Source organism: Achromobacter sp. 2789STDY5608615 (assembly GCF_001298995.1).
Taxonomy (GTDB): domain Bacteria; phylum Pseudomonadota; class Gammaproteobacteria; order Burkholderiales; family Burkholderiaceae_B; genus Achromobacter; species Achromobacter insuavis.
In genome coordinates, this window is sequence record NZ_CYTY01000055.1 from 8389 (window position 1) to 34529 (window position 26141).

General features: G+C 64.7%; 25 protein-coding genes and 1 pseudogene. 17 read left to right on the forward strand and 9 right to left on the reverse strand.

Translation table 11 applies throughout. The annotated features are described in order from the left end of the window. The first annotated feature begins 48 nt into the window (after positions 1-48). The 5 genes from imuA (at position 49) to AOZ49_RS28730 (ending at position 6380) form a co-directional block, all read left to right on the forward strand. Positions 49-747 carry a translesion DNA synthesis-associated protein ImuA gene (gene imuA / locus AOZ49_RS28710; RefSeq protein WP_049073385.1) on the forward strand — a complete coding sequence of 233 codons (699 nt, stop codon included), beginning with the start codon at positions 49-51 and terminating at the stop codon, positions 745-747. After that, a complete protein-coding gene (locus AOZ49_RS28715; protein WP_054479225.1) occupies positions 677-2146 on the forward strand; it encodes a Y-family DNA polymerase in 1470 nt (489 codons plus the stop codon). The genes imuA and AOZ49_RS28715 overlap by 71 nt, the downstream gene beginning before the upstream one ends. Before the next feature lie 27 nt (positions 2147-2173). After that, positions 2174-5380, forward strand: coding sequence for an error-prone DNA polymerase (locus AOZ49_RS28720; protein WP_054479227.1), 3207 nt, complete (start codon positions 2174-2176; stop codon positions 5378-5380). Between the two features lie 161 nt (positions 5381-5541). Then, positions 5542-5922: an I78 family peptidase inhibitor gene (locus tag AOZ49_RS28725; RefSeq protein WP_054479261.1), complete on the forward strand. Its 381-nt coding sequence runs from the start codon at positions 5542-5544 to the stop codon at positions 5920-5922. A 119-nt stretch (positions 5923-6041) separates the two neighbouring features. Further along, positions 6042-6380, forward strand: a complete 339-nt coding sequence (locus tag AOZ49_RS28730; RefSeq protein ID WP_054479232.1) for a hypothetical protein — start codon at positions 6042-6044, stop codon at positions 6378-6380. Between the two features lie 25 nt (positions 6381-6405). Here the strand turns inward: AOZ49_RS28730 and AOZ49_RS28735 are convergent, their stop codons facing one another. After that, positions 6406-7305, reverse strand: a complete 900-nt coding sequence (locus tag AOZ49_RS28735; RefSeq protein WP_054479234.1) for a LysR family transcriptional regulator — start codon at positions 7303-7305, stop codon at positions 6406-6408. Between the two features lie 108 nt (positions 7306-7413). Between AOZ49_RS28735 and AOZ49_RS28740 the strand changes: the two are divergent. The 6 genes and pseudogenes from AOZ49_RS28740 (at position 7414) to AOZ49_RS28765 (ending at position 13232) form a co-directional block, all read left to right on the forward strand. Further along, a pseudogene (locus AOZ49_RS28740) lies at positions 7414-8288 on the forward strand (aldo/keto reductase family oxidoreductase). Positions 8289-8360: 72 nt separating this feature from the next. Further along, positions 8361-9011, forward strand: a complete 651-nt coding sequence (locus tag AOZ49_RS28745; RefSeq protein WP_054479235.1) for an NUDIX hydrolase — start codon at positions 8361-8363, stop codon at positions 9009-9011. Between the two features lie 90 nt (positions 9012-9101). Further along, complete coding sequence (gene prs / locus AOZ49_RS28750; RefSeq protein ID WP_054479240.1) at positions 9102-10007, forward strand: ribose-phosphate diphosphokinase; 906 nt, start codon at positions 9102-9104, stop codon at positions 10005-10007. A 22-nt stretch (positions 10008-10029) separates the two neighbouring features. Then, entirely contained in the window at positions 10030-11721 is a 1692-nt protein-coding gene (locus AOZ49_RS28755; RefSeq protein WP_054479241.1) for a nicotinate phosphoribosyltransferase, read from the forward strand. Positions 11722-11836: 115 nt separating this feature from the next. Continuing rightward, the gene (locus tag AOZ49_RS33750; RefSeq protein ID WP_231690471.1) at positions 11837-12493 is read left to right on the forward strand and encodes a hypothetical protein; all 657 of its coding nucleotides are present in this window, start codon (positions 11837-11839) and stop codon (positions 12491-12493) included. A 13-nt stretch (positions 12494-12506) separates the two neighbouring features. Then, the gene (locus tag AOZ49_RS28765; RefSeq protein WP_054479245.1) at positions 12507-13232 is read left to right on the forward strand and encodes an RES domain-containing protein; all 726 of its coding nucleotides are present in this window, start codon (positions 12507-12509) and stop codon (positions 13230-13232) included. Positions 13233-13340: 108 nt separating this feature from the next. On the opposite strand, the gene AOZ49_RS28770 is transcribed toward AOZ49_RS28765, so the two are convergent. The 8 genes from AOZ49_RS28770 to AOZ49_RS28805 all read right to left on the reverse strand — a co-directional run bounded on the left by AOZ49_RS28770 (position 13341) and on the right by AOZ49_RS28805 (position 19861). After that, positions 13341-14306 (reverse strand): LysR family transcriptional regulator, encoded by a 966-nt coding sequence (locus AOZ49_RS28770; RefSeq protein WP_156355775.1) that lies wholly within the window; start codon positions 14304-14306, stop codon positions 13341-13343. A gap of 90 nt (positions 14307-14396) precedes the next feature. Next, a complete protein-coding gene (locus AOZ49_RS28775) occupies positions 14397-15131 on the reverse strand; it encodes an amino acid ABC transporter ATP-binding protein (protein ID WP_054479247.1) in 735 nt (244 codons plus the stop codon). Between the two features lie 62 nt (positions 15132-15193). Then, the gene (locus tag AOZ49_RS28780) at positions 15194-15883 is read right to left on the reverse strand and encodes an amino acid ABC transporter permease (RefSeq protein WP_006386294.1); all 690 of its coding nucleotides are present in this window, start codon (positions 15881-15883) and stop codon (positions 15194-15196) included. After that, positions 15876-16565: an amino acid ABC transporter permease gene (locus tag AOZ49_RS28785; protein ID WP_006386293.1), complete on the reverse strand. Its 690-nt coding sequence runs from the start codon at positions 16563-16565 to the stop codon at positions 15876-15878. Before AOZ49_RS28785 ends, AOZ49_RS28780 begins: the two co-directional genes overlap by 8 nt. A gap of 16 nt (positions 16566-16581) precedes the next feature. Continuing rightward, complete coding sequence (locus tag AOZ49_RS28790; protein WP_054479249.1) at positions 16582-17403, reverse strand: ABC transporter substrate-binding protein; 822 nt, start codon at positions 17401-17403, stop codon at positions 16582-16584. 72 nt (positions 17404-17475) lie between these two features. Further along, a complete protein-coding gene (locus AOZ49_RS28795; RefSeq protein ID WP_054479250.1) occupies positions 17476-18735 on the reverse strand; it encodes an aminotransferase class I/II-fold pyridoxal phosphate-dependent enzyme in 1260 nt (419 codons plus the stop codon). Then, positions 18732-19412 carry an RraA family protein gene (locus tag AOZ49_RS28800; RefSeq protein WP_006394591.1) on the reverse strand — a complete coding sequence of 227 codons (681 nt, stop codon included), beginning with the start codon at positions 19410-19412 and terminating at the stop codon, positions 18732-18734. Before AOZ49_RS28800 ends, AOZ49_RS28795 begins: the two co-directional genes overlap by 4 nt. 119 nt (positions 19413-19531) lie before the next feature. Further along, positions 19532-19861 (reverse strand): hypothetical protein, encoded by a 330-nt coding sequence (locus AOZ49_RS28805; RefSeq protein ID WP_054479252.1) that lies wholly within the window; start codon positions 19859-19861, stop codon positions 19532-19534. A gap of 787 nt (positions 19862-20648) precedes the next feature. Here AOZ49_RS28805 and AOZ49_RS28810 point away from each other — a divergent pair. The 6 genes from AOZ49_RS28810 (at position 20649) to AOZ49_RS32755 (ending at position 26081) form a co-directional block, all read left to right on the forward strand. Continuing rightward, a complete protein-coding gene (locus AOZ49_RS28810) occupies positions 20649-21152 on the forward strand; it encodes a toll/interleukin-1 receptor domain-containing protein (RefSeq protein ID WP_054479254.1) in 504 nt (167 codons plus the stop codon). Between the two features lie 3 nt (positions 21153-21155). Then, on the forward strand, positions 21156-22577 hold the full coding sequence (locus AOZ49_RS28815) for an SIR2 family protein (protein ID WP_054479256.1): 1422 nt from the start codon (positions 21156-21158) through the stop codon (positions 22575-22577). A 27-nt stretch (positions 22578-22604) separates the two neighbouring features. Continuing rightward, positions 22605-23045 (forward strand): TIR domain-containing protein, encoded by a 441-nt coding sequence (locus AOZ49_RS28820; RefSeq protein WP_054479258.1) that lies wholly within the window; start codon positions 22605-22607, stop codon positions 23043-23045. Between the two features lie 583 nt (positions 23046-23628). Further along, the gene (locus AOZ49_RS32750; protein WP_156355776.1) at positions 23629-24366 is read left to right on the forward strand and encodes a hypothetical protein; all 738 of its coding nucleotides are present in this window, start codon (positions 23629-23631) and stop codon (positions 24364-24366) included. A 535-nt stretch (positions 24367-24901) separates the two neighbouring features. Further along, complete coding sequence (locus tag AOZ49_RS28825) at positions 24902-25705, forward strand: hypothetical protein (RefSeq protein WP_054479259.1); 804 nt, start codon at positions 24902-24904, stop codon at positions 25703-25705. A gap of 67 nt (positions 25706-25772) precedes the next feature. Then, positions 25773-26081 (forward strand): hypothetical protein, encoded by a 309-nt coding sequence (locus AOZ49_RS32755; RefSeq protein WP_156355777.1) that lies wholly within the window; start codon positions 25773-25775, stop codon positions 26079-26081. Positions 26082-26141 lie beyond the last annotated feature (60 nt).

Below are 26141 nucleotides of genomic sequence, written 5' to 3' on the forward strand. Positions count from 1 at the left end.
CGCCGCCCACCGCGTCTTCACCCAGGAAAACCGGGTCGTCCACCCGCCATGCCGTCGCCAGAACAGATCCATCCCGCGTTGTGGCGCGCCACCCAGTTGGCGCGCGGCGCCGCCCGCAGCCTGCCCACCGGCCACGCCGCCCTGTCGGCCGAGCTGCCGGACGGCGGCTGGCCGCTGGGGTCGCTGATCGAGCTGCTGGCGCCGCAACCCGGCATCGGTGAAATCCGCCTGCTGCGCCCGGCCCTGGCGCAGCTCGAAACGCGCCGCCCCATCGCCCTGGTGCAGCCGCCGCATGCGCCGCACATCGCCAGCTGGATGAGCTGGCGGCTCGACCCGCGCCAGCTGCTCTGGGTCGCCCCCGAAAAACCCCTGGACGCCCTGTGGGCCGCCGAGCAGATCCTGAAGAACGGCAGCTGCGGCGCCCTGCTCTGCTGGCTGCCGCACGTGCGCCCCGAATCGCTGCGCCGGCTGCACCTGGCGGCCCAGGCCAGCGACCTGCTGTTCGTCGCCCTGCGTCCGGCCAGCGCCGCGCAGCACGCCACTCCCGCCCCGTTGCGCCTGGCGCTCGCGCCCGCGCCGGGCGGGCTGTCCGTCCATATCCTCAAGCGCCGGGGACCGGTCTGCGAGGCCCCGCTGTACGTGGGCCTGGAGCCCGGCGTCCTGGCGCCCACCCGCCATGCGCCTCTGGATCGCCGCCTGCCTGCGCTGCCTGCCGCTGGACGCCCTGCGCCCGCACTGGCCGCTTGAGGCGCAGGCCTGCGCGGTCCTCGACCAGGAACGCGTCGCCGCCCTCACGCCCGCCGCGCGCCAGGCCGGCGTGCGCCCGGGCATGCGCCGCGGCGGCGCGGCCGCCATCGCGCCCGAGGTCGAACTGCTGACGCGCGACCCGGTGGCCGAGGCCGACACCCTGCAGGGCGCGGCGCTGGCGCTGCTGCAATACACCCCCGAGGTCGCGCTGGCGGACGCAGACACCGTGCTGCTCAATGTCGGCGCCAGCCTGCTGTTCTTCCGCGGGCCGCGCGCGCTGCACCGGCGCGTGGCCGCCACGCTGGCCGCGCTGGACCTGCGCGTGTCGCTGGGCATGGCGCCCACCGCCGCCGGCGCCTGGCTGCTGGCGCACCGCGGCGGACGCCGGCCGCCGCGCCGGGTGCTGACCACGCGCACGCTGGCGCGCCGGCTCGACGCCCTGCCCGTGGCCCTGCTGCCCCAGGCCCAGCCGCGCCTGGACTGGCTCAACGACATCGGCTGCCATACCCTGGCCGACCTGCGCGCCCTGCCGCGCGCCGGCCTGCAACGGCGCAGCGCGCCCGACCTGCTGCAGGCGCTGGACGCGGCCTACGGCCAGTTGCCCGAGCTGCATCGCTGGATCGAGCCGCCGCCGCGTTTCGAGCGCCGCATCGAGCTGATGGAATACCTCGAGCACACCGACGCGGTGCTGGCCGTGGCGCGGCGCCTGGCCGAACAGCTGGGCGGCTGGCTGACGGCGCGGCAGCTGGCGGTGCGGCGCGTGCTGCTGCGCCTGGACCACGAGCGCGGCCGCCACGCGCGCCCGCCCACCGACCTGGAACTGGCGTTGGCCCAACCCGTCTGGCAGGCGCCGCAGATCCTCAACCTGCTGCGCGAAAAGCTCGGCCGCCTGACGCTCGAAGCGCCGGTGATCGCGGTGACGCTGCTGGCGCCCGACACCACCGAACAGCCCGCCGCCAGCACCACGCTGTTCCCGGAGCCCGGCGGCACCGCCGCCGACCACGCCCGGCTGCTGGACCTGCTGACGGCGCGGCTGGGCCGCGAGCAGGTGCGCCACGCCTGTCCCGCCCCCGACCACCGGCCCGAGGCCGCCAATGCCTGGGGCGACGCGCTGGAGCCGCCGCAGCGCCCCGAACCGCTGCCCGACCCGCTGGACCGCCCCTTCTGGCTGCTCGATCCGCCACTGCCGCTGAAGCTGGCCGGCCACCGCCCGCAGTACGCCGGCCAGGCGCTGCGGCTGATGCGCGGCCCCGAGCGCATCGAAAGCGGCTGGTGGGACCCGGCGCTCACCGTGCGCGACTACTTCGTGGCCGAGGACGCCGCCAGCGCGCGCTACTGGATCTACCGCGAGCGCGACGACGAGCACGCCCGCTGGTATCTGCACGGGCTGTACGCCTGACCGCCATGCAAGCGCCCGACGATCCCCATGACGACGCCCCCCGGCCCGCCGACCGGGCTGCCCGGCTACGCCGAACTGCAATGCCAGTCGAACTTCTCGTTCCTGCAAGGCGCCTCGCACCCCGAGGAACTGGCCGCCCGCGCCGCCGAGCTGGGCTACGCCGCCCTGGCCATCACCGACGAATGCAGCCTGGCCGGCGTGGTGCGCGCCCACATGGAGGCCAAGACCCAGAAGCTGCCGCTCATCATCGGCGCCACCTTCCGGCTGCGCGCCGGGCCCGAGGCCGCGCCGCTGGACCTGACCCTGCTGGCCCAGACCCGCGAGGGCTACGGCAACCTGTCCGAACTCATCACCCTGGCCCGCACCCGCGCCCCCAAGGGCGAATACCGGCTGGCGCCCGAGGATTTCACCCATCCGCCGCCGGGCTACGAACACCTGCGCCAGCTGCCCGAATGCCTGGCGATCCTGTCGCCGGTCTACGGCGACGACCCCGACCGCATAGCGCGGCAGGCGCGCTGGCTGGCCGCCACCTTCCCGCACCGCGCCTGGGTCGGCCTGACGCTGCTGTACCGCTCGCGCGACGACCTGCACCGCGCCGCCGTCGACCACGCCGCGCGCGCCGCCGACCTGCCGGTGGTGGCGCTGGGCCACGTCCAGATGCACGTGCGCTCGCGCAAGCCGCTGCACGACACCCTGACCGGCATCCGCATCCACCAGCCCGTGTCGCAATGCGGCTACGCGCTGTCGGGCAACGCCGAACAACACCTGCGCACCCGCATGCGGCTGGCCAACCTCTATCCGCCCGAGGCCCTGGCGCAGACGCTGGTGGTGGCGCGGCGCTGCGCCTTCTCGCTGGACGAACTGCGCTACGAATACCCCGACGAGATCATCCCGCGCGGCCACACGCCCGCCACCTACCTGCGCCAGGAAACCCTGGCCGGCGCGGCGCGGCGCTTTCCGGACGGGACGCCGGCCCACGTCACCGAACAGATCGACAAGGAACTGGCGCTGATCGCCGACCTGCAATACGAGGCCTACTTCCTCACGGTCTACGACATCGTGCTGTACGCCCGCAACAACGGCATCCTGTGCCAGGGGCGCGGCTCGGCCGCCAACTCGGCGGTGTGCTACTGCCTGGGCATCACCGAGGTCGACCCGCGCCGCGGCACCAACCTGTTCGAGCGCTTCATCAGCAAGGAACGCAACGAGCCGCCCGACATCGACGTCGACTTCGAGCACCAGCGGCGCGAGGAAGTGATCCAGTACATCTACGGCAAATACGGCCGCCAGCGCGCCGCCCTGACCGCCGTGGTGATCTCGTACCGGCCGCGCAGCGTGCTGCGCGACACCGGCCGCGCGCTGGGCGTGGACGCGGGCGTGATCGACGCGGTGGCGCGCGCCCACCAGTGGTGGGACGGCAAGAAGGAAATGCTGCGCACCCTGGGCGCCTGCGGCCTCGATCCGGAATCGCAGGTGGCGCGGCAGTGGGCCGCGCTGGCCCAGACCCTGATGGGCTTTCCGCGCCACCTGTCGCAGCACCCGGGCGGCTTCGTCATCTCGCGCGGCAAGCTGTCGCGGCTGGTGCCGATCGAGAACGCCGCCATGGCCGACCGCAGCGTGGTGCAGTGGGACAAGGACGACCTGGACGCGCTCAAGCTGCTCAAGGTCGACGTGCTGGCGCTGGGAATGCTGTCGGCGCTGCGCCGCACCCTGGAACTGGCCGGCCAGCGCCGTGGCCGGCCGCTGCGCCTGCAGGACATCCCCGAGGGTGACGAACCCACCTACGACATGATCTGCGAGGCCGACACCATCGGCGTGTTCCAGATCGAATCGCGCGCCCAGATGAGCATGCTGCCGCGCCTGCGGCCGCGCAAATACTACGACCTGGTGGTGCAGGTGGCGATCGTGCGGCCCGGCCCGATCCAGGGCGGCATGGTGCATCCGTACCTGCGCCGCCGCCAGGGCAAGGAAAAGGAAACCTATCCCAGCGAAAAGGTGCGCGGCGTGCTCAGCCGCACCATGGGCGTGCCGATCTTCCAGGAACAGGTGATGCAGATCGCCGTGGTGGCGGCCGGCTTCACGCCCGGCGACGCCGACCAGCTGCGGCGCTCCATGGCCGCCTGGAAGCGCAAGGGCGGCGTCGACAAATACCGCGTCAAGCTGGTGGGCGGCCTGCTGGCGCACGGCTACACGCTGGACTTCGCCGAAGCGCTGTTCCGCCAGATCGAAGGCTTCGGCGAATACGGCTTCCCCGAAAGCCACGCCGCCAGCTTCGCGCTGCTGGCCTACGCCAGCTCCTGGCTCAAGCGCCACGAGCCCGAGGCCTTCCTGGCCGCGCTGCTCAACTCCCAGCCCATGGGCTTCTATCCCCCGGCGCAACTGGTGCAGGACGCGCGCCGCCACGGCGTGCGGGTGCTGCCGGCGGACGTGACCGTCAGCGGCTGGGACGCGGCGCTGGAGACCGCGCCCGCCGACGCGCCGCCGCGCCGGCCGCATCCCCACGCCCCCGCCTCGGACGAGATCCGCCCCGCCGTGCGCCTGGGCCTGAACCTGATCCAGGGCCTGCACGAAGACAGCGCCCGCCGCATCGAGGCCGCCCGCGCCGACGCCCCCTTCACCAGCACCGGCGACCTGGCCCGCCGCGCCGCCCTGACGCGCCACGACCTGAACGCGCTGGCCGCCGGCGACGCCCTGCTGACCCTGGCCGGCCACCGCCGCCAGGCCAGCTGGGAAGCCGCCGCCAGCGTCCACAGCCGCGACCTGCTGCGCGACGCCGCCATCCACGAAACCGAGACGCCGCGACTGGCCGCGCCGACTGAGAACCAGACCGTCGCGGCCGACTACCGCAGCGTCGGCCTGACCCTGCGGCGCCACCCCGTCGAACTGCTGCGGCCGCAACTGGCGGCGCGTAATTTCCAGCCGGCCAGCGTGCTCAACGGCTACCCCGACAAGCGCGTGGCCCGCGCCTGCGGCATCGTCACCGTGCGCCAGCGGCCGCAGACCTCCAAGGGCGTCATCTTCGTCACCCTGGAAGACGAAACCGGGCCGGTCAACGTGGTGGTGCGTCCCGAACTGATCGAACGCCAGCGCCGCGAGCTGCTCGCCTCCTCCCTGCTCGGCGTCTACGGCAGCTGGCAGAGCGTGGACGGCGTGCGCCACCTGATCGCGCAGCGGCTGGTGGACCTGTCCGACTTGCTGGGCGGCCTGAGCATGCCCAGCCGCAATTTCCACTGACGGCGGCGCGGAGCGACAGCAGGACGCGGCGACCCGAAGCGATGACCGCCCTCCACGGCCAAGCGCGGCGCGGGCGGCTGGTCTATGATGGATTTTCCGCGCCGCCCGCCAGCCCGCACGCCGGCCGCGCCGTGGAAACGTTTTCTTTTTCAGGAGTGATCATGATCCGCAAGCTGATTCCCGTTCTGCTGGTAGCCACGCTGAGCGCCTGCGCCAATTCCGGAGCCCCGCGTTCCGCTTCCTCGTCCGCCGCCTCCAGCTCCTCCAGCTCGCCCGCCGCCGCCGACAGCTCGTCCGGCGCGACGTACGGATCGCCCTCCGCCATCCCCTCCTCTGGCAAGACCTGCGACGCCAGCCCGCTGCAATCGCAGATCGGCCAGAAGGCCACCCAGTCCGTCCTGGAAGACCTGCGCAAGCGCAGCGGCGCCACCACCGCCCGCATCCTGCGCCCCGGCCAGCTGGTCACCATGGAATACAACGACACCCGCCTGAACCTGATCGTCGACGACAAGGATGTGATGACGGCGATCCGCTGCGGCTGACCGTCCCGCGTGAACCGCAAGACGGGCGCGGCGGGCACCACCGCCCCGCGCCCGATTTTTCAGGATGGCGCCGATGTCCCGCCATCCCTCATGGAATCTTCGTGAAGGCTCACCTGCCCATGGATCTCCATACCCTCAGCAAGCAAGTCGCCGGCCTGCCGACCATCATAGACCTGGCCCAGGAAATGAAGCTGATCCGGGCCCTGATGCAGGTGCCGCCGCGTCACATCGCGGCCCATCCCACGCAATTCCAGCGCATCGTCGCCGCCCTGGCGCTGACCCACACCGATGCCGGCGTGTTCGAGCTGACGCCGGCCACCGACGCGTTCTTCGCCGCCTTCCACCAGTGGCTGCAACAGATGCGGGGCAGCGTCTGCCCGGAGCTGAACCCGGCCTTGATCGAGGATTTCAGCCTGTCGGCGCAAGCGTTCGCCGATCGCATGCCGCCGCCGGATTGATGCCCCTGCCCCCCGCCTACGCTCGCTACCAGCGCGTCGCCTGGACGAAATCCACGAACGCGCGCAGCGGCGCCGGCAGATAGCGCCGCCCCGGAAAATACAGCAACGGCCCGGTAAAACTCGGCCACCAATCCTGCAGCACCGGTTCCAGCTCGCCGCGGTCCAGATAGGGCTGCAGCCATTCCTCGAACAGGAAGACCACCCCGGCGCCCGCCACCGCCGCATCGACCGCCAGATCCACCGCCTCTCCCAGGCTGACGATCAGCGGGCCGTCCACCTCCACCGTGATCGACTTGCCGTCCTTGGCGAACTCCCACGGCGGCATGGCGCCGCTGGCGAAGCGGCCGCGCAGGCAGAGATGCTGGCGCAGGTCTTTCGGATGCTGCGGCCGCCCATGCCGGGCCAGGTAGGCCGGCGCGGCGGCCACCGCCATGCGCTGGCGCCGGGGCCCGATGGGGATGGCCACCATGTCCTGGTCCATGCTTTCCTCGTACCGGATGCCCGCATCGCAGCCGGACTGCAGCAGCTCGACAAAGCGATCGTCGACGATCACCTCCAGCCGGATCTCCGGATACTGGGCCAGAAACGGCGGCACGATGCGCGGCAGCACCAGCCGGGACGCCGACAGCGGCACATTCAGCCGCAGCCGGCCCGCCGGCCGGTCGCGAAAGCTGTTGGCCACGTCCAGCGCCGACTCGACCGCGTCCAGCGCGGGCGCCAGTTGCTCCAGCAGGCGCTGCCCGGCCGCCGTGGTCGCCACGCTGCGCGTGGTGCGGTTCAGCAGCCGCACGCCCAGCCGGGCTTCCAGCCGGCGCACGGCTTCGCTCAACTGCGACGCACTGGTCCCCGTCTGGCGCGCCGCGCCGCGAAATCCCCCATGCGTGGCCACCGCGACAAAGGCGCTGATGTCTTGAAGATTGGACATGGCCGGCCCCGATTGTTCGCCATTGCGCACAAGCTGTGCGATTACCAGGGATTGTCGCACGCCCCGCACCGCCCTAGACTCGCTGTCATTCCCTCCCTGGAGCACCTCATGACCTCGATTCAACAAGCCGGCGCCTATGCGCTGGGCGACCTGACCGTCAACCGCCTGGGCTACGGCGCCATGCAACTGGCCGGCCCCCCCACGTCTTCGGACCGCCCAAGGACAAGGCGCAAGCCCTGGCGGTCCTGCGGGAAGCGCTCGAACTCGGCATCAACCACATCGACACCAGCGACTTCTACGGCCCGCACATCACCAACCAACTGATCCGCGAAGCGCTGCATCCCTACCGCGACGACCTGACCATCGTCACCAAGGTCGGCGCGCGTCGCGGCGACGATGCCTCGTGGCTGCTGGCCAATTCGCCCGCCGAACTCGAATCGGCGGTGCACGACAACCTGCGCAACCTGGGCCTGGACGTGCTGGACGTGGTCAACCTGCGCCTCATGTTCGACGTGGCCGGCCCCGCCGAAGGCGACATCGAACAGTCGGTGACCACCCTGGCCGAATTGCAGCGCAAGGGCCTGATACGCCACCTGGGCCTGAGCAACGCCACCGCGCGCCAGGTGGCGCAGGCGCGCGGCATCGCCGACATCGTCTGCGTGCAGAACCAGTACAACATCGCGCACCGCGCCGACGACGCGCTGATCGGGCGGCTGGCGCAAGACGGCATCGCCTACGTGCCGTTCTTCCCGCTGGGCGGCTTCTCGCCGCTGCAATCGGCCACGCTGGAGCGCGTGGCCGCCGAATGCCAGGCCACGCCGATGCAGACCGCGCTGGCCTGGCTGCTGCAACGCTCGCCCAACATCCTGCTGATCCCGGGCACCTCGTCGCTGGAACACTTGCGGCAGAACGTCGCCGCGGCCAGCCTGGCGCTGCCGCCGCAGGCCGTGGCCGAGCTGGACGGGATCGGCGCCGCGGGCTAGTTCGACGGGCGCGGTTGACCAATCCGTCGCATAGTGGCACCTTACCCCGAAGTGCCACGCCCGGAACCCCACTTGGACCACCCACAGCCCCTCGTCACCGTCGACGCCGTCCTGCTCACCCTGCGCACGACCGGCCTGGAAATCGCCCTGCACCCGCGCGACCGCGCGCCGTTCAAGGGCGCCATGGCCTTGCCCGGCGGCGTGGTGCACGTGGACGAAGACGCCAGCACCGAGGCCAGCATCCGCCGCGTGCTGCGCGAGAAGACCGGCTTCGAGCCGCGCTACCTGGAGCAGTTGCAGGTGCTCTCGGGCCCCGACCGCGACCCGCGCAAGTGGTCGCTGTCGGTGTCCTACGTGGCGCTGGTGCCAGCCGCCGAACTGGAAGCCGCCCCCGCCGGCTTCCGCTTCGTCAGCGTGGATGCGCTGCCGCCGCTGGCCTTCGACCACGCCGACATCGTCGCCGCCGCCGTGGCCCGCCTGCGCGGCAAATCCAGCTACTCGACCCTGCCGTTCTTCCTGCTGCCCGAACGCTTCACCCTGACCGAGCTGCAGCGCACCTACGAAGCCATCCTGCAGACCACGCTCGAGAAATCGAACTTCCGCCGCAAGATGGAAGCCTGGGACGTGCTGGAAGCCACCGACGACTACGCGCTGGGCGCGCAGCGTCCCGCCCGCCTGTACCGCCTGAAAGACTTCGCCCTGTTCGACCGCAGCGTCGGCTAACCCCGCGCCGAATTCCTCTTAGTTGCAAATAAACAATAAGCAGGCTTATACTTGCCTTACTTAGTTTTAATTTGCCACTAAGACCAAATCATGTTCACCCTCACCGCGGTAATAGAAGGACAACGCCACACCGATACGCCCAGCGCGTTCGTGTTCCCCGGCGGCGAAAGCCAGGTCACCGTACCCGCGGCCTTGCAGGCCCGCTCCGACGCGGCCAGCGAATTCCGCATCCACGCCCTGCTGAAATCGGCCGACGACGTCATGCAGTTGCTGATGCTGACCGACGCGCTGCGCCGCCTGAACCCGGCCGCGCCCGTGCACCTGGACATGCCCTACGTGCCCTACGCCCGCCAGGACCGAGTCTGCAATCCGGGCGAGGCGCTCGGCGCGGCGGTGTTCTGCAAGTTGATCAACGACCAGCAATACGCCACCGTCACCGTGGTCGAACCGCACAGCGACGTCACCCCCGCCCTGCTGCAACGCGTCCGCGTGATCGACGCCGCCGCCTTCCTGAAGAACGCGCTGGCCAACCCCGCCTTCGCCAACGGCGTCACCCTGATGGCGCCCGACGCCGGCGCCCGCAAGCGCGTGCAGGCCCTGGCCAAAAAGCTGGGCGTGGCCGACGTGCGCTACGCCGAAAAGGTCCGCGACCCGCAAACCGGCCGCATCACCGAAACCCGCGTGCCCGACGACATCCCCGCGCAACCCGTGCTGGTGGTCGACGACATCTGCGACGGCGGCCGCACCTTCCTGGAACTGGCCAACGCCCTGCGCGACAAGACCGGCCAGCCCCTCTACCTGTACGTCACCCACGGCATTTTCGGCAAAGGCCTGGCCGAACTGAACGCCCGCTACGCCGGGATCTACACCGCCTATGACTGGACCGCCAGCGAAGGCGTCGGCGCGCCCATTCTGGTCAACGACGCCAACTCCCCCTTGCCCGCCAACACGATCAAAGCCGCCAGCGCCCCCGCGCTCGCCAACCCGGCCAACTGAACCTCAAGCAGGAGTCCCCATCATGAATGCCCCCGTCCCCACCACCAAGAACGGCATCAACCCCTTGCTGCAGGCCGACTTCTACAAGACCGGCCACCCCTTCCAGTACCCCAGGGGCGCCAACAAGATCCTGGCCAACTTCACCCCGCGCTCGGCCCGGCTGGCGCCGGTGCTGCCCGAACTGTTCGACAACAAGATCGTCTGGTTCGGCCTGCAAGGCTTCATCAAGGAAATCCTGATCGACCTGTTCAACCGCGAATTCTTCGGCAAGCCCGCCGGCGTCGCCGTGCGCCAGTACCAGCGCCGCGTCGACAATGCGCTCGGCAAGGGCGCGGTCACCGTCGATCACCTGCAGGCGCTGTACGAGCTGGGCTATCTGCCGCTGGAGATCCGTTCCCTGCCCGAAGGCGCCCGCGTCGACATCCGCGTGCCGCCCGTCACCTTCGTCAACACCAAGCCCGAATTCGCCTGGCTGGTCACCTACATCGAAACGCTGTTCAGCTGCGAATCGTGGAAGCCGTCCACCGTGGCCACCATCGCCTTCGAATACCGCAAGCTCCTGACCTACTTCGCCCGCCTGACCGGCAGCCCGATGGACTTCGTCAACTGGCAGGGCCACGACTTCTCGATGCGCGGCATGTCCGGCCTGTACGACGCCCGCAAGAGCGGCGCCGGCCACCTGCTGTCGTTCACCGGCACCGACACCATCCCCGCCATCGACTACCTCGAAGACCTGTACGGCGCCGACTCGGACCGCGAACTGGTCGGCGGTTCGGTGCCCGCGACCGAACACTCGGTCATGTGCCTGGGCAGCAAGGAAGGCGAAATCGAAACCATCCGCCGCCTGGTCACGCAGGTCTATCCGGCCGGCATCGTGTCGGTGGTGTCGGACACCTGGGACTTCTGGCAAGTGGTCACCGACTTCGCCGCCGCATTGAAGTCGGAAATCCTGGCGCGCCAGCCTGATCCCTTCGGCAACGCCAAGGTCGTGTTCCGCCCCGACTCCGGCGATCCCGTGAAGATCCTGACCGGCTACTTCTGCACCGACGTCCCCAGCATCGAAGACACGGCAGCCCTGGCCGCCGCCCGCCGCGACGGCTTCGAAGCGGTGCGTGACGCCGCGACCGGCCGCTACTGGCGCCTGGACGACGACGCCCGCGCCAGCCAGGCGCTGCGCGAGGCCGAAGTCAACGGCGCGGTGCAATGCCTGTGGAACATCTTCGGCGGCGCCGTCACCGACCGCGGCTACAAGCTGCTGGACCCGCACGTCGGCCTGATCTACGGCGACTCCATCACGCTGGCGCGCGGCCGCGACATCCTGACGCGACTGGAGAAGAAGGGCTTCGCGTCGGGCAACGTGGTCCTGGGCATCGGCTCGTACACCTATCAATACCTGACGCGCGACAGCTTCGGCTGGGCCTTGAAGGCGACGTATGCCGAGGTCAATGGCGAACCCCAGGAACTGGTGAAGGACCCGGTCACCGACTCCGGCGTGAAGCGGTCGGCCAAGGGCTTGTTGCGGGTCGATGAGACAGCGACGGGGTATGTGTTGCACGACCAGCAGACGCCGGAGCAGGCGGCCGGCGGCGCGCTGGTGCCGGTGTTCCGGGATGGGGTTTTGCTGGTGGAGCAGGATCTGGCGCAGATCCGGGAAAGGTTGCAGGGGTCTTGGGTTTGTCCGGAGCCGGGGAGTATTGATTGGGGACGGCGTTGATGAGACATACGAAGCGCCCGGCACTTCGTCCTCGATAAATCTGGAAAAAATGGAAAAACTGAAAAAATTTGGCTAAGCTGGCAATCAACCTGACTGTTCGCCTGAGGAGGTGACCATGGGCCTGCCCACACGAAAGTACCTGGCAACTCCCAAAGATGTCCGAGCGATTGTCAATGGAAGCTATCCCGGCGATCCCCATGAAGTGATCCTAAGCATGGCGTCCACGCTGGCCAAGGAGCTCTCCCCGCTCCAGAAACCCGGCCGCGCCGATGACCTGCTGAACATCCTTGTGCGACAGCTCGAAGACTGGTTGGTATGTGACGCAAATCTGGCGCTGCCTGAAGAAAAGGCGACCGCGCTGCCAGTTACCATGTGGTCTCCCGCCGAGGTGGTGGCCAAGCAAAAGCTGAGCGCGTTGACGACCCTGTATCGATACGACAAGGCCGGCAAGCTCTATTGCGTGAAGCCGTCAGCGAAGCAGAACGGGCGCATGTTCCCGGCCTGGCAGTTCGTTGATCCGGTTCCCAGCCTTTTGCCGCACGTCATCACCGAGTTGCGTGGAGTGTTGCAGTTCGAGCTTCATGCTTTTTTCGTTACCCAGCAAGACGACCTCAACGAACTATCACCCGCGGAAATGTTGGCGGGGCTGCCGTTTGAAAATCGACAAGCCGTATCGCCCGCACAGGAGCGGCTGCTTTCGCTGTCGACGGCAGAACGGTTGCAGCGGGTTCTGACGCTTGCAAGGTATGCAGGAAGGGGCATGACTGATTGAAATCGGTCGTGGTATGCCATTCAATGAACAAGCGCGTTACGAGCCGCCGTCTCACCTACAGGCACTAGTTCCCAGTACCGCCGCCCTGCTGGCCGCGCTGGCCCATTCCGTCGAGCAGTTGGCGGCGGGCACCGTTCTATACCGCACGGCCGGCGACGCAAGATACCTGTTGCCGGAAGTCCTGATCAACGCTTATCGGTTCGGTCCACCGATGGCGTTGCGTCAGGAGGAAGAACCGCTGCCTTACGCTTGGCTCTATCTCGCCCGAGACCTCTCCACTGCTATTTGGGAAGGCCAACTCGTCCGAAACGACGCCACGCGCGCGGGGAATTTCTATATACCCCCATCGGCAGTGGAAACCGGCGTCATCGGCACCCTGGCCTTCGGCCGTGATCTCCGCCTTTGGAACCTGTCGGGGGAAGCGTGTGCAAAGCTTGGCATCCACGACACGATCTCATCGAGCGACTACGAGGCGTGCCATTGGATCGGCCATCGCCTTCGCGAAGCCATGATGAGCCGTGAACCGGATGCGAGGCCCGATGGCTTCTGCTATCCCTCCAGGCGGGTGCGAGGGCATCAGGCGATCGCCATCCGCAGCGACATTCTGCCCGACCTCAAGGCAGGCGCCATGGTCACTCACGAATCATTCGGGAAAAGCGCTGCCTACGAAGCCTTGCGCGCCGATGCGCTCTGCGAACCTGCGCCGAGCGCGACGCGATCCATGCCCCGCCAACGTTGAAGGGCGCGAAAGTAAACCCGCCCTTTGGGAAGCGTTCCGTTCTGGTGGGCATGAGGCCTGCCAGGACGGAACCGCCCCGACGGCCACAGGTCGCGAGCACTGCCCGCCCTACTCCCCGCCCGCCCCCACCGCCGGCGGCACATGCGGCAGGAACGCCCCGGCCACCTCGAACGCGCATTCTTCCCGCGCGATATCGATCACCCGCGACACCACCGGATTGACGATGCTCTTCTTGTGCACCGCGTAGTAATTGATCGTCGGCAGATCCGGCTGGACATCCAGCTGGCACAGCGCCCCGCGCTCGACCAGCGGCGCGAAATACACTCCCGGCAAGTAGCTGATGCCCAGGCCCAGCATGGTCAGCTGCGCCATCATGCCCAGGCTGTTGCAGGTCAGCACCCGCTTGACCGACAGGCCCTGCTCGGCGAACCAGGCATCGTACAGATGCGACAGCGCCGAATTGGTCGGCTGTGAAATCACCGGATACGGCGCCAGGTCCTGCGGCGCCAGCCTTGCCGAGAAATCGATGTCCAGCGACGGGCTGGCCATCCAGACGTTGGTCACCGCGCCCAGGTGGACGCAGTCGTATTGATAGCTCCAGAACGGTCCCGGCATGATGGCCAGGTCCAGTTGATCCTGCTCCAGCCGCTCGTACAGCGTGATGCCGCCGTCGATCTCGGGCATCAACTGCACCTTGGGATAGCGCAGGCTGATCTGGCTGACCAGCCGCGCCAGCCAGGTCATGCCGACCAGCTCGGTCACGCCCAGCCGCACCACGCCCTCGAAACTGGCCGGGTCGGCCATGTTCTGCACGATGCGGCTGTTCAGGTCCAGCATCTCGCGCGCCAGCTCGAACAGCTTGCGGCCCTGCGCCGTCATCACCAGCTTCTTGGCGCGGCGCTCGAACAGCGGCGCGCCGGCGAAGGCTTCGAGCTCCCCCACCCGCTTGGCGACCGCCGACTGAGTGGTGTGCAGCTTACGCGAGGACGAGCTGAAGCTGCCCAGTTGCGAGCTCCAGTAGAACGCCTCCAGCTGTTTGAGGGTGTACATCGCGGCGGTGGACGTGAAATGCATGAAGAACCCTCACATTATCGTCGACAGCAGCGCGGCTGCGCGCCGCCCGGTCCGCAAGGAACCGGGCGGACGGTAGGCTCCGCGCCCCGCCTACCCGCGCGGATGCAAGATATCCGCCAAGAACCGCTGCGCCCGCGGATGCTGCGGCGCGCTGAAGAAGCGCTCCGGCGTATCCACCTCCAGGATCTCGCCCGCATCCATGAACACCACCCGGTCGCACACGTCCCGCGCGAACCCCATCTCGTGCGTCACGCAGACCATGGTCATGCCGTCCTTGGCCAGGCCCTTCATCACCTGCAGCACCTCGCCCACCATCTCGGGGTCGAGCGCGCTGGTGGGTTCGTCGAACAGCATCACCGGCGGTTGCAGCGCCAGCGCGCGGGCGATCGCCACGCGTTGCTGCTGGCCGCCCGACAGCGAGCCGGGATAGGCGTCGATCTTGTGCTCCAGCCCCACCCGCGCCAGCAGCTGGCGCGCCAGCTCGGTGGCCTGCTTGCGCGGCTGCTTGCGGATGTTGACCGGCGCGAACACTACATTGTCCAGCACGCTCATGTGCGGAAACAGGTTGAACTGCTGGAACACGAAACCGATCTTCTGGCGCAGCGCGTTCAGGTTGACGCCCTTGCCGTAGATGTCGGCGTCGTCGATCAGGATGCGGCCCTTCTCGATCGGTTCCAGGCGGTTGATGGTGCGGATCATGGTGGACTTGCCCGAGCCCGACGGCCCGCACACCACCAGCACCTCGCCGCGCGCGACCGACAGGTCCACGTCCTTCAGGACGTGATGCGCGCCATACCATTTGTTGACTTTCTCAAGCTTGATCATGATGAATTCCGATAAGCGCCGGCTCAGGGCCTGTTCTCGCTAAAAGGGGCCTCGCACGGGCCCTAGGCCATGGCGCGCTGGCGGCGGATGCGCAGGTCCAGCCAGGACAGGCCGCGGCTCAGGCTGAAGCACACCAGGAAATAGATGATGGCCAGGATGCCGAACACCTGCAGCGGCTTGGTCAGCACCAGGTTGTTGACCTGGTTGGCGGCAAACGTCAGTTCGTTCACGCTGATCACATACCCCAGCGAGGTCTCCTTGATGGTCGAGACGAACTGGCTGGTCATACTGGGCAGCACGTTGAACAACGCCTGCGGCAGCACCACCCGGCGCATCGTGGTCCAGTAGCCCACGCCCAGCGAGCGCGAGGCCTCGATCTGGCCGCGCGGCACCGCCTCGATGCCCGAGCGGATCACCTCCGACAGATAGGCGCTCTCGTACACCACTAGCGCCGCGATCAGCGTCCAGAAGCCGCTGATCACCTGCCCCGTCAGCTTCGGAATGACGAAGTACGCCCAGAAGATCAGCATCAGCAGCGGCATGCCGCGCACCACGTTCACCAGCGTCTTGCTGGCCACGCGCAGCCAGCCAAACGGACTGACCCGCGCCAGCGCGATGGCCAACGCCAGCGGCAGCGACAGCGCCAGGCCGCACAACGCCAGGATCAGCGTCAGCGCCAGGCCGCCCAGCGGCCCATTGGGGTATTGGCCGACCAGCAGCGTCGGCCAGTATTGCGACAGGAGATCAAGCACCGTGGCCTCCCCGGTTCAAGCGGTAGCGCGCATAGATGCGCGATCCGATCAGCATGATGAGGAAGGATCCCAGCAGGTACATGAGGGTCGCCGCGCCAAACGTGGCGAAGGTGCGGTAGGTCTCGTTCTCGATCTCGCGCGCCTGGTAGGTCAGCTCCATCACGCCGATGGCCATGGCCACGCTGGTGTTCTTGAACAGCAGCAAGGCGCGGCCCACCAGCGGCGGGATGGAAATCCGCACCGCCTGCGGCACGATCACGAAGCGCATGCATTGCAGATAGCTGGCGCCCAGCGCCCGGGCCGCCTCGAACTGCGTGCCGGGAATGGCGCGCAGCCCGCTGCGGATGTCCTCGGCGATATAGGCGGCCGACCCCAGCGCCAGCGCGATCGCCGCCAGCGACATCTCGGCGTTGTGCTGGTACAGCCACATCCGGAAACCCTCCGGCAGCAGCTCGGGCATGCCGAAGTACCAGAACAGCACCTGCACCAGCAGCGGCACGTTGCGGTGGTATTCCACATAGGCGTCGACCAGCCAGCGGCACGGCGCCAGGTTGGTGGCGCGCACCACGACCAGCGTCACCGCGATCGTGAACGCCATCACCCAGGACACCAGGAACAGCTGCAGCGTCACCACCATGCCGCTGGCCAGCAGCTGGTATTGCGAAGCGTCAAGTAGGCTCATTGCGCGGTACCGGCGTTCAGCCCGCGATGGGGCCGATCTTGAAACCGCGCTCGAGCTTGTACGGCGTCTGCGCGCCGAACCACTTGTCGAACAACTGCGCGGCCACGCCCGAGCTTTCCGCCTCGTCCAGCGCCTGGTTCACCACCGTCAGCATGCCCGGCTCCGACTTGCGCACGCCCAGGCCCCACGGCTCGTCGAACACCGACTTGGCGATCACGTTGACCGGCGCCGTCGGCGAGCTCTGCAGCACCAGGCGCACCAGCACCAGTTCGGATGCGAACTGCGCGTCCACCTTCTTCTGCTGCAGGGCCAGATACGTGGCCGAGCTGTCGCCGTAACCGATCACCTGCGACTTATCGAGAATGCGCTTGATCTCGCGCTCCGAACTGGAACCCTTGGTCGCGCCGACGCGGCGGCCGTTCAGCGACTCGATCGTGTCCAGCCCCGAATCCTTGCGCACCAGCAGCTTCTGCGGGCTGACGTAGTACGCGTGGCTGAAAGCGATCTGCTCGGCGCGGTCCGGCGAATAGCCCAGGTTCGCCGCCAGGATATCGACGCGCCCCTCGTTCAGCTCCGGCACGCGCGCCGCCACCGACAGCAGCTTGTAGCTGACCTTCACGCCCAGCTTGTCGGCCACCAGCTTGCACATGTCGACGTCATAGCCCACCAGCTGGCGCGTCGCCGCGTCCTGGAAGCTGAACGGCTGCGACGTGCCCAGCGTGCCGCAGATCAATTCGCCGCGGGCCTTGATGTCCGCGACCTGGTCGGCGCGGGCGCCAGCGCCCAGCGACAACGCGGCCAGACCCAGGCAGGCGGCGATAAGTGAATGGCGTTTCATGGTGATTCCCCTTGTGTTGTGGTTTGAACAGAAAAACGGAACCGGCCCGCTCGTCGGCGGGCCCGGGAACAACTAGGCGAGCTTGGCGCAGGCCTCGCGGATGCCCGCGCAGCCCTGCCGGATATCGTCCAGCGAAGCCGCGAACGACAGCCGGAACGTGCCCGGCGCGCCATAGGCATGGCCGTCGATCACCGCCACGCCAGCCTCGCGCAGCAGGTAATGCGTCAGGTCGGTATCGGTGCGGATCACATCGCCTGCCGGCGTGCGCTTGCCCAGCAGCCCCGAGCAATCCGGAAACACGTAGAACGCGCCCTGCGGCACCACGATCGCCAGCCCCGGCGTGCCGGACAGCTCCGCCACCGCCAGATCGCGGCGCTCGCGGAAAACGCGGGCGAACTCCGTCACGCAGTCCTGCGGCCCCGACAGCGCCTCCAGCGCCGCCGCCTGGCTCACCGACGACGCGCCCGACGTGCTCTGCGACTGCAGAATCGCCATGGCCTTGATCAGCTCGTCCGGCCCGGCGCCGTAACCGATGCGCCAGCCCGTCATCGCATAGGCCTTGGACACGCCATTGACCACCAGCGTGCGCGCCGCCAGCGCCGGCTCCACCTGCAACGGATGCACCGTCGGCGCGTCGGTGAAGTTCAGCCGCGCATAAATATCGTCCGTCATCAGCCAGACGTGCGGATGGCGCTCGAGCACCGCGGTCAACCCGCGCAGCTCGTCGGCAGTGTAGACCGAGCCCGTCGGATTGCTGGGCGCGTTCATCATCAGCCACTTGGTGCGCGGCGTGATGGCGCGCTCCAGCGCCTCCGGCGTCAGCTTGTAATCCGTGGCCGGCGTGGTCGGCACCGTCACCGGCACCCCGCCGTTGACCAGCACCATGTCCGGATACGACACCCAGAACGGCGCCGGAATCAGCACCTCGTCGCCGTCGTTCAGCGTCGCCGCCAGCCCGTTGAAAATCACCTGCTTGGCGCCCGTGCTGACAATGATGCGCGCCGCCGGGTAATCGACGCCGGTCGCTTCCAGCAGATGCATCCGCGCCGCCTTACGCAGCGCCACCGTGCCCTGGGCCGGCGGATACTTGGTCTCGCCCCGGTTCATCGCGGCCGTGGCCGCCAAGCGGATATGCTCCGGCGTCGAGAAATCCGGCTCGCCGATCGTCAGGTCGATGATGCGCCGGCCCTGCTCGCGCAGCTCGGCAATAATCGCGCGCGCCGCCACGCTGGGCGACAGCTTGATGCGCTTGATGCGGTCAGCGACGATGCTGGCGGCTTGCGGGGGCTGGGTTTGCGGCTGGGTCGGGGTTTGCGTCGGGGTTTGGGTCATTTCGCGGCTCCCGTCTTCTCGGCCAGGGTCTTCTCCAGCCAGGGCTTGGTGTAGGTGCCGGCGCGCAGCTTCTCCTTGGCCACCGCCTCGTCGGCTTCCTTCTTGGTCGCCAGCGCCAGCACCGCCGCCGCATGCTCGGCGGGAATCACCACCACGCCGTCTGCATCGCCGACCACCACGTCACCCGGGTTGACCACCTGGCCGCCCACCGACACCGGCACATTGATCTCGCCCGGGCCGTCCTTGTACGGCCCCTTGTGCGACACCGCGCGCGCAAAGCAGCCGAACTGCCCCTGCGCGAACACGTCCAGGTCACGCACCGCGCCGTCGATCACAAACCCGGCGATGCCGCGCCCCTGCGCATCCATCATCATCAACTCGCCCACCAGCGCATTGCTGGTATCGCCGGCGCCATCGACCACGATCACATCGCCCGCGCCACCCAGCGAAATCGCCTTGTGGATCATCAGGTTATCGCCCGGCCGCGTCTTCACGGTCAGCGCCAGGCCAACCGTGCGCTGGTTGCCGGCGTGCAGCGGACGCAGCCCGCTGACGCCGTACAGGCGGTTCATGCAATCGCTGATCTGGGCCGAGCCAATGGCGGCAAAACCGGCCAGCACGTCAGCGGCGACGGCCGGCGCGGGCCGGGGAAGAATGCGGTATCCGATGGGATTCATAGCGAGGAATTTTCTTGAAGGCGTGAACGGCAATAAGCGAACACGCATTACAAGGCCTCGCGGGGCGATCCTCAAAACGATATAAATTCCCGGTTATGTAGGAATTATTTTCGTGGATGTTATTGGATCGACGGGGGAGCGTTGTGGGTGGGGTTGGGGGCTTCCCTGTCGTCGTCGGGTTGCAGGGCCTGGTCGAGCATGGCTTCGGTCAGCGTGCCGAGGTGTTCGCAGAGGCTTTCGACGCCGCCCATCAGGGCGGTGATTGCCCAGGGGTCTAACGGTGGGGAGCCGGTGGCGTCGGGTTCGGACGCGCTGTTGCCGACCATGCGGGCGATGGTCTGGATGGCGTAGCGGGTGCGGTCTAGTTGGTGGAGGTGGGAAAGGGAGACGGGGCCGGATTCGCGGTCGGTGTCGATTTGCCAGGGGTTTTGGGTTAGGGGGTGCGGCATGGGGCTGCCTCCTATAGCGAGTGGAGAACCCGCCTCCCCGCTTCCAAACGGGGCGGGCGGGCACAAGACAGGGTTGGAAGACCGGAGCTATAGGACCCGGCGCGCGCAAGCGCACCCCCGTCCAGGCCCGCCCATAGGGACGTGCGCAGACGCTGGACATGAAAATGCCGCCTGAGCGGCGGCTGTCCCGCCTATAGCTTACCCGGCTTCCATTCCGGGACTACCGTTGGTGCGGCAGTGGGGGGAGTATACGGTAGGCGGCAAGCAACAGGAGGTTGAGAGTGGCACTTTGGCTACGGCGTGGAGCACATAAAGTGTCATGTTAAATAACGCCTTTCGGCCAGAAACGGCCGGTCAGCCCATTTTCGTGCACGCCCGTTTCAGGCTGACCTGAGGTTCGCAGCTCGAGACTGAACAACAACTTCCGACAAGACCAACCCTTGAACGTCGCGGCCTTGGCTGCCTCCGACACGGAGAAGCGACATCTCCGCAAGGGCGACTGTTGCGTCCTCGCTTGAACGACTGCCCTTTAGCAGCTTTCTTGACGGCAGGGAGCACATCGATTCTGCCTCGCGGTTAACAAGCGCCGCGCTGAAGGCGAACTTAAAATACACGGAATCTACTGGATGAATAATTCCATGGCGTTCAACTAAGTCTCGACACTATCAAACTACTAGATGCTATAGTTACCAATAGTTAATGCAGATACAATGAGTCGCAAGCAGTCTCCCGAATCACCAGTTTTGCAATAGTTAAGCCGGGCGGCTTAAAGGGACAGTGATAAAGAATGACGATTTCTCAATATGATTTGCGAAGCGCTGCCACACGCAATTTCTCCTTAAAGTATCAGCAAAGTCGGAGCTATGGTCAGAAGACAGGCTTTCTTTGCCACAGCCACAAGGATCGCGACTTGGCGCTCGGCCTCCAGCAGTGGCTTAAAGAGCAAGGGATGGAGCTCTATATCGACTGGCAGGACCCACACATGCCCGACCTCCCCGATGGGACGACCGCAGATCGCATTCGCACGGTGATCAAGAGGGCGGAGATATTCCTCTTTCTCGCCACTAACGACTCGATGTCGTCTCGCTGGTGTCCGTGGGAGCTTGGGTTCGCAGACGGTGTCAAGCGCAACGAACAAATTGCCTTGATCGCAACGCGCGACACTTCGGGCAACTACTACGGCAACGAATACCTTCACCTCTACCGCCGGATCGACCAGGCCACAGCCAGCAATGCGCTGCAATGGTTCCCCAAGGGATCGCAATCCCCTCAGAACCTGACGAGCTTCTGAGCCATGTCTCCACAACACGTCATCAATGGCTTCATCAAAGAATTCGTCCAAGACCTGCACAATGGCAGTGCGGCGATCTTCGCGGGCGCTGGCATGTCCAAGGGTAGCGGTTATGTGGACTGGCCCGAGCTACTGCGCGACATCGCCAATGAACTCGGGCTGGACGTCGCCAAGGAGCACGACCTAATCTCGCTGGCCCAGTTCCATGTGAACAACAAGCGGACGGCCGACGGTTTGTCAAAGAAGATTCTCAGGGAGTTTTCAGAGCAGGCCGAACCGTCCGAGGTACACGACATCATCGCTCGGTTGCCGATATACAGCTTCTGGACCACCAATTACGACACCCTTATCGAGGACTCACTGCGCCGGGCGTACCGGGTGCCGGATATTAAGTCGCAGGTAGATCAACTCTCCCTCAGTAGGCCTAAGCGCGACGCCATTGTCTACAAGATGCATGGTGACGTCCAGATGGCCCAGGACGCCGTCATATACAAGGAGCAGTACGAGAAGTACTACCTCACTCACGCTTCCTTCATCACCGCACTGAGCGGCGACCTAGTGTCCAAGACCTTTCTCTTTATCGGCTTCAGTTTTACTGACCCCAACCTCGATTATGTGCTGAGCAGGCTGCACGGTGGCGCTACCAAGCGCACCCATTACTGCTTCATGCGCGAGGCGCATCGGGACGTTGGCGACGACGACGAGCTCTTCAGATACAAGATCCGCAAACAGGAGCTGCGCATTGAAGACTTGAAGCGCTTCGGCATCCAAACGCTGCTGGTCGACAACTATTCCGATATCAACGATATCCTTAAGAAGGTCGAAGCTCTGTACCGGAAGCGAACCGTATTCTTCTCAGGTAGCGCCGAAGATTATGGTGAGTGGGCCAGGCAGGACGCGCAGAATTTCATACACGACGTCGCGGCCAACTGCGTGCGAGCCAACTGCCGGGTGGTCAACGGTTTTGGCTGGGGCGTGGGCAGCGCCGTAATCAACGGCGCCCTGGAGGCCATCTATGGCGACCCACAGAAGTACTCGGAGGCCCAATTGATTGTTCGGCCGTTCCCCCAGCATGGCAGCAACCTGAAAGATCTGTGGGAACAGTACCGTCAGCGAATGATCAGCTTAGCGGGGGTCACCCTGTTCTTCTTCGGTAACAAGCGTGACGGTGGCAAGGTGGTCAACGCTAACGGCGTTCGGCGTGAGTTCGAGATCGCACTGGAACACCACCTGTTACCCATCCCGGTCGGCGCCACCGGCTTCATGGCTGAGGAGCTTTGGAACGAAATTTCTGCCGATCTAGATAAGTACTATGGAGGTTATAAATGGGTGATTCCCATGGTCCAAAAGCTTGTCGATGCAAAAACTCCACCGAACGAAATGGTGAAGACCATTACCGAAATAATTAAGCAATTGAATAAATAATCGAAAAATCACACCAAGGAAATATAAATGGCTCGCAAAGTATTTTTCAGCTTCAAGTATGACGACGTGCATCGCGCGATGAATGTGCGCAACAGCAATGTCATCGGCGGCATCATGAAATCCGGATTCATCGACAAGGCCGATTTTGAAAAAGTCGAACGCGAGGGCAACCGAGCAATCCAAACTTGGATCGACAACCAGCTGAATGGCACGTCGGTCACGGTGGTTTTGGTCGGCGCCAACACTCACAAGAGCAAATGGGTAAAGTACGAGATCGACCAGAGTATCGCCCGCGGCAACGGCGTATTGACCATCGACATCAGCAAAATCGCGGACATGCAGGGCGTCACCACCGACTGTTGCTCGCTACGTGTGCCCGGATACAAACACTATTACTGGAATAATGATAACGGCCGCGCAAACCTAGGCGCTTGGGTTGATGCCGCAGCCAAGGCAGCCGGCAAATAGTCGGCAGCGCTGCCAGCGTTGACCGGCATGGAGCGAGGTTTTTTCGCACGCTGCACTGCCGGTCGAAAAGTATCTCTTCCGCCGCTGCTTCAAACGGCTTGGATAGAGTCCATTACATGCCGACACCTACCTGCGAAACGTATACCCGCTTATGCCTGAGAGCGCCGGTACGACGTCATTGGCAGCAGGCCTGCTGCGCGCCGATGGTGACCGCGAGACCGCCAATTGTGGTTTGCGCAGCCGCTCCACATTCGACTGCGGTGGCGCCTGCGGATGAACCATGACTGCTTCAAGTCCCAGAGGTTGACAGCTGCCATTGCCGGACGACTGATCCTGGCCAGGAGCAGTTAGTCAGTTCGCATCGACGAACGGCTGCTATCAACTCAGCAAGGGACAAGCCGATGCATGGCGAAGCTTCAGCGAGGGGGATAAATTCGCACCGAGAAACCGACCCTGATGGCGTCGGAGTAGAAATCGACCATAATGAGCGCTTGTCGCTATCGCAACCAATGTTCCGTATCTTTAGGAGCAAGGTCACTGCAAGATCTCGTCGGTCGAATCAACACAACATTACACCAATACAATGCACTATCACGCACGGCTGGAATACGGTTCGAATTCGCACTTCTTCTACAACTATTCCGCAGACGCAATCACAGAGAAGGTTGTGATTCCGTTTGTTAACGGTCAAGTTATTCTCTTAAAGGGTGAGCGTCTCTTCAATATGAAGACGGCAACGTTCCTAAAGGTGTATCGCACAAAGGCCCGTCTGAGGGTAAAGGAAGACAAGAGTCTGGTGGATCAGATGAAGGATCCCTCCTTCGTAGAGAATGACTGCTCGGCGGAAATCATCGGCAAGGTTCAGGCTCAAGGTGCCTCAAAGGGGCTGTCATCCCTTATCCAGAAAGCACTGCAACCGCCTAAGAAGCTGGTGTTTGTTGTGATGAAATTTGGTGACGAAACATTAGACTCGGCCTATGAGGGAGCTTACAAGGCGGTCGCCAAGGAATTTGGCCTTGAGTGTATGCGTATAGACGAAGTACAGGATTCAGGAAAAATTTCAGATCAGATACTTGAGGGAATCGCTGAGAGCAAATACGTGCTTTGCGATCTCACGGGTGCTCGACCAAACTGCTACTACGAAACCGGGTTCGCTCACGCTCTGGGTAAAGACGTAATTTTGCTCGTCAATAAAGCCGAGAAGGTGCACTTCGACCTTCAAGGTCATCGCTTTATTAAATGGGCAACAGAGGAGGATTTACGCAAGAAATTGCGTGAGCGACTCACTGCACTCGAAGCCGAGAGAAATCGAGAGGAATAGCACGAGTCGCAACAGGTCTGTTAACGATCGAGACTCGTTGGCTGCCGCCGAGGGGGGGGGGTAGACTGCTGTACTTTAGGAACGGCCGTTGCACCAACGCCTCGGTAATGCCGCTTCGGGTCGGAGGCGGACGTGCGCAAAGACAGCTTTCGACCCTGAGCCGCCATCCAGCTAGAAGCTCGAAAGCTGTCACTCATTGGCCAGCATGGCCTGAAAAAAAATCGGCTTACTACAGCCTCATGTCACGCGATGCCGCAAACCGTGCCATTGCACATAGGTCTGCTCCGTGTATAGGTTATAGTACTTGTAACAAATTCACTCACGGGCCTGATCCAGCAACCATGTAGCGCTTAACAGTGGAGGTGCGACGGGTTTTATGGCTGAATTTAGTGCTGTATTTTTATACAAAACACCTACCGCCGGGCCAGGCTACAAGCCTCTTGCAGCATTTTTTACGTACCAATTTAGACCGCAAGCACCAGATACGGTCTGCGCCTTTTTGCGGTCTACATTACGTTATCCCTCAGGAGATTTCATGCCGGCCTTCATCGAAGCAAACTGGCTGACGCTCGTGTCAATTCTTATTGGCGTTCTTGTCGCATTCGTGTTCTACAGACTGCAGAAGAAGGACTCAGTTTCCGCCGCGCATGAGCGTAAGAAACACGCAACCAACGAACTCCTCGACGTTGTTGAGAGCTACATCATCAACAAGCAGAAGCTCTCAGAGCATGTCGTCGACAATCTAATCTTTGCGTCAGAAAGAGATCATGTAGTCTCGCTCAGAGGTGGTTGCACACCGGTCTCACTGCTCCAAGACGTGGCGCTCAGGCTTCAGCGGAGTCGTCATCTCGATATCCCGCAGAAGTCCGAGTATTCGTTGAAGATAGAAGAACTGATCCAAGAAATTCGGGACAGGCGCGAGCCCCCGCCGCTAGATCAGTTGAATAAGGAACTCCAGCACAACTTGTCCGTCCTCGAAAGCTTGATATCGACCGAAAAGCGTAATGAAGCCAAGGCTGCTCTCAATGCGCTAGCTTCGGTCTCTGAGAAGAGGCGTGAATTTACCGCTAAGCGATCGTCGGACGACTCAGTGTTTCAAATCGCAGCACCGCTGCTAGCAGGGATTGCATCTAGCTTGGCAGCAGGCACATTGGCAAGCAAGTTTTTTTCCGATGACTTAAGCACGGTAACGTCAGCGCTCCTCAGCAAGGTTTTTCCCATCTTCGCCCTTGCGCTGGTGTTGTTACTCACGATGTTGATCTTAGGGACCGCGCTAAGAATCCGGCGGCGTGGGCGGAAAGGCAATACAACCGACGGTGACCGCTCGACTGAGGGCTAACCATTCATTCCAGCGAACCGCCTTCGGCAGCGCTGCTGAACTCAAACGTTAGCCCGCTGAGGCAAGTATGGACATCATCTCAATCATTGGCACTTCAATTGGACTGGCCCAGCGTCTTCGTGAAATCTCAAAGAATGTAGCTGACGCAGAGTTCAAGAATCTTCTCGCTGATCTTTCGAGTGAGCTGGCTCATGCCAAGCTGGAAGCGGCCTCCCTGAAAGAGAAGCTCGCAGCCTTGCAGGAAGAGAACGCATTACTCAAGCAAACCGTGTCCCCATCGGCTGAGAAGCCGAGCGGTAGAAAATGGGGCTGCTATCAGTTTGAAGGCGAGTCTGGTCTGTTCTGTCCAGGCTGCTGGGACTCAAAGCGCAAGTGACCTGCCCCCAGACTTAGTACGGCACCGAAATAGAGTCCAGGGTTAAAAACCTTTGTTGCC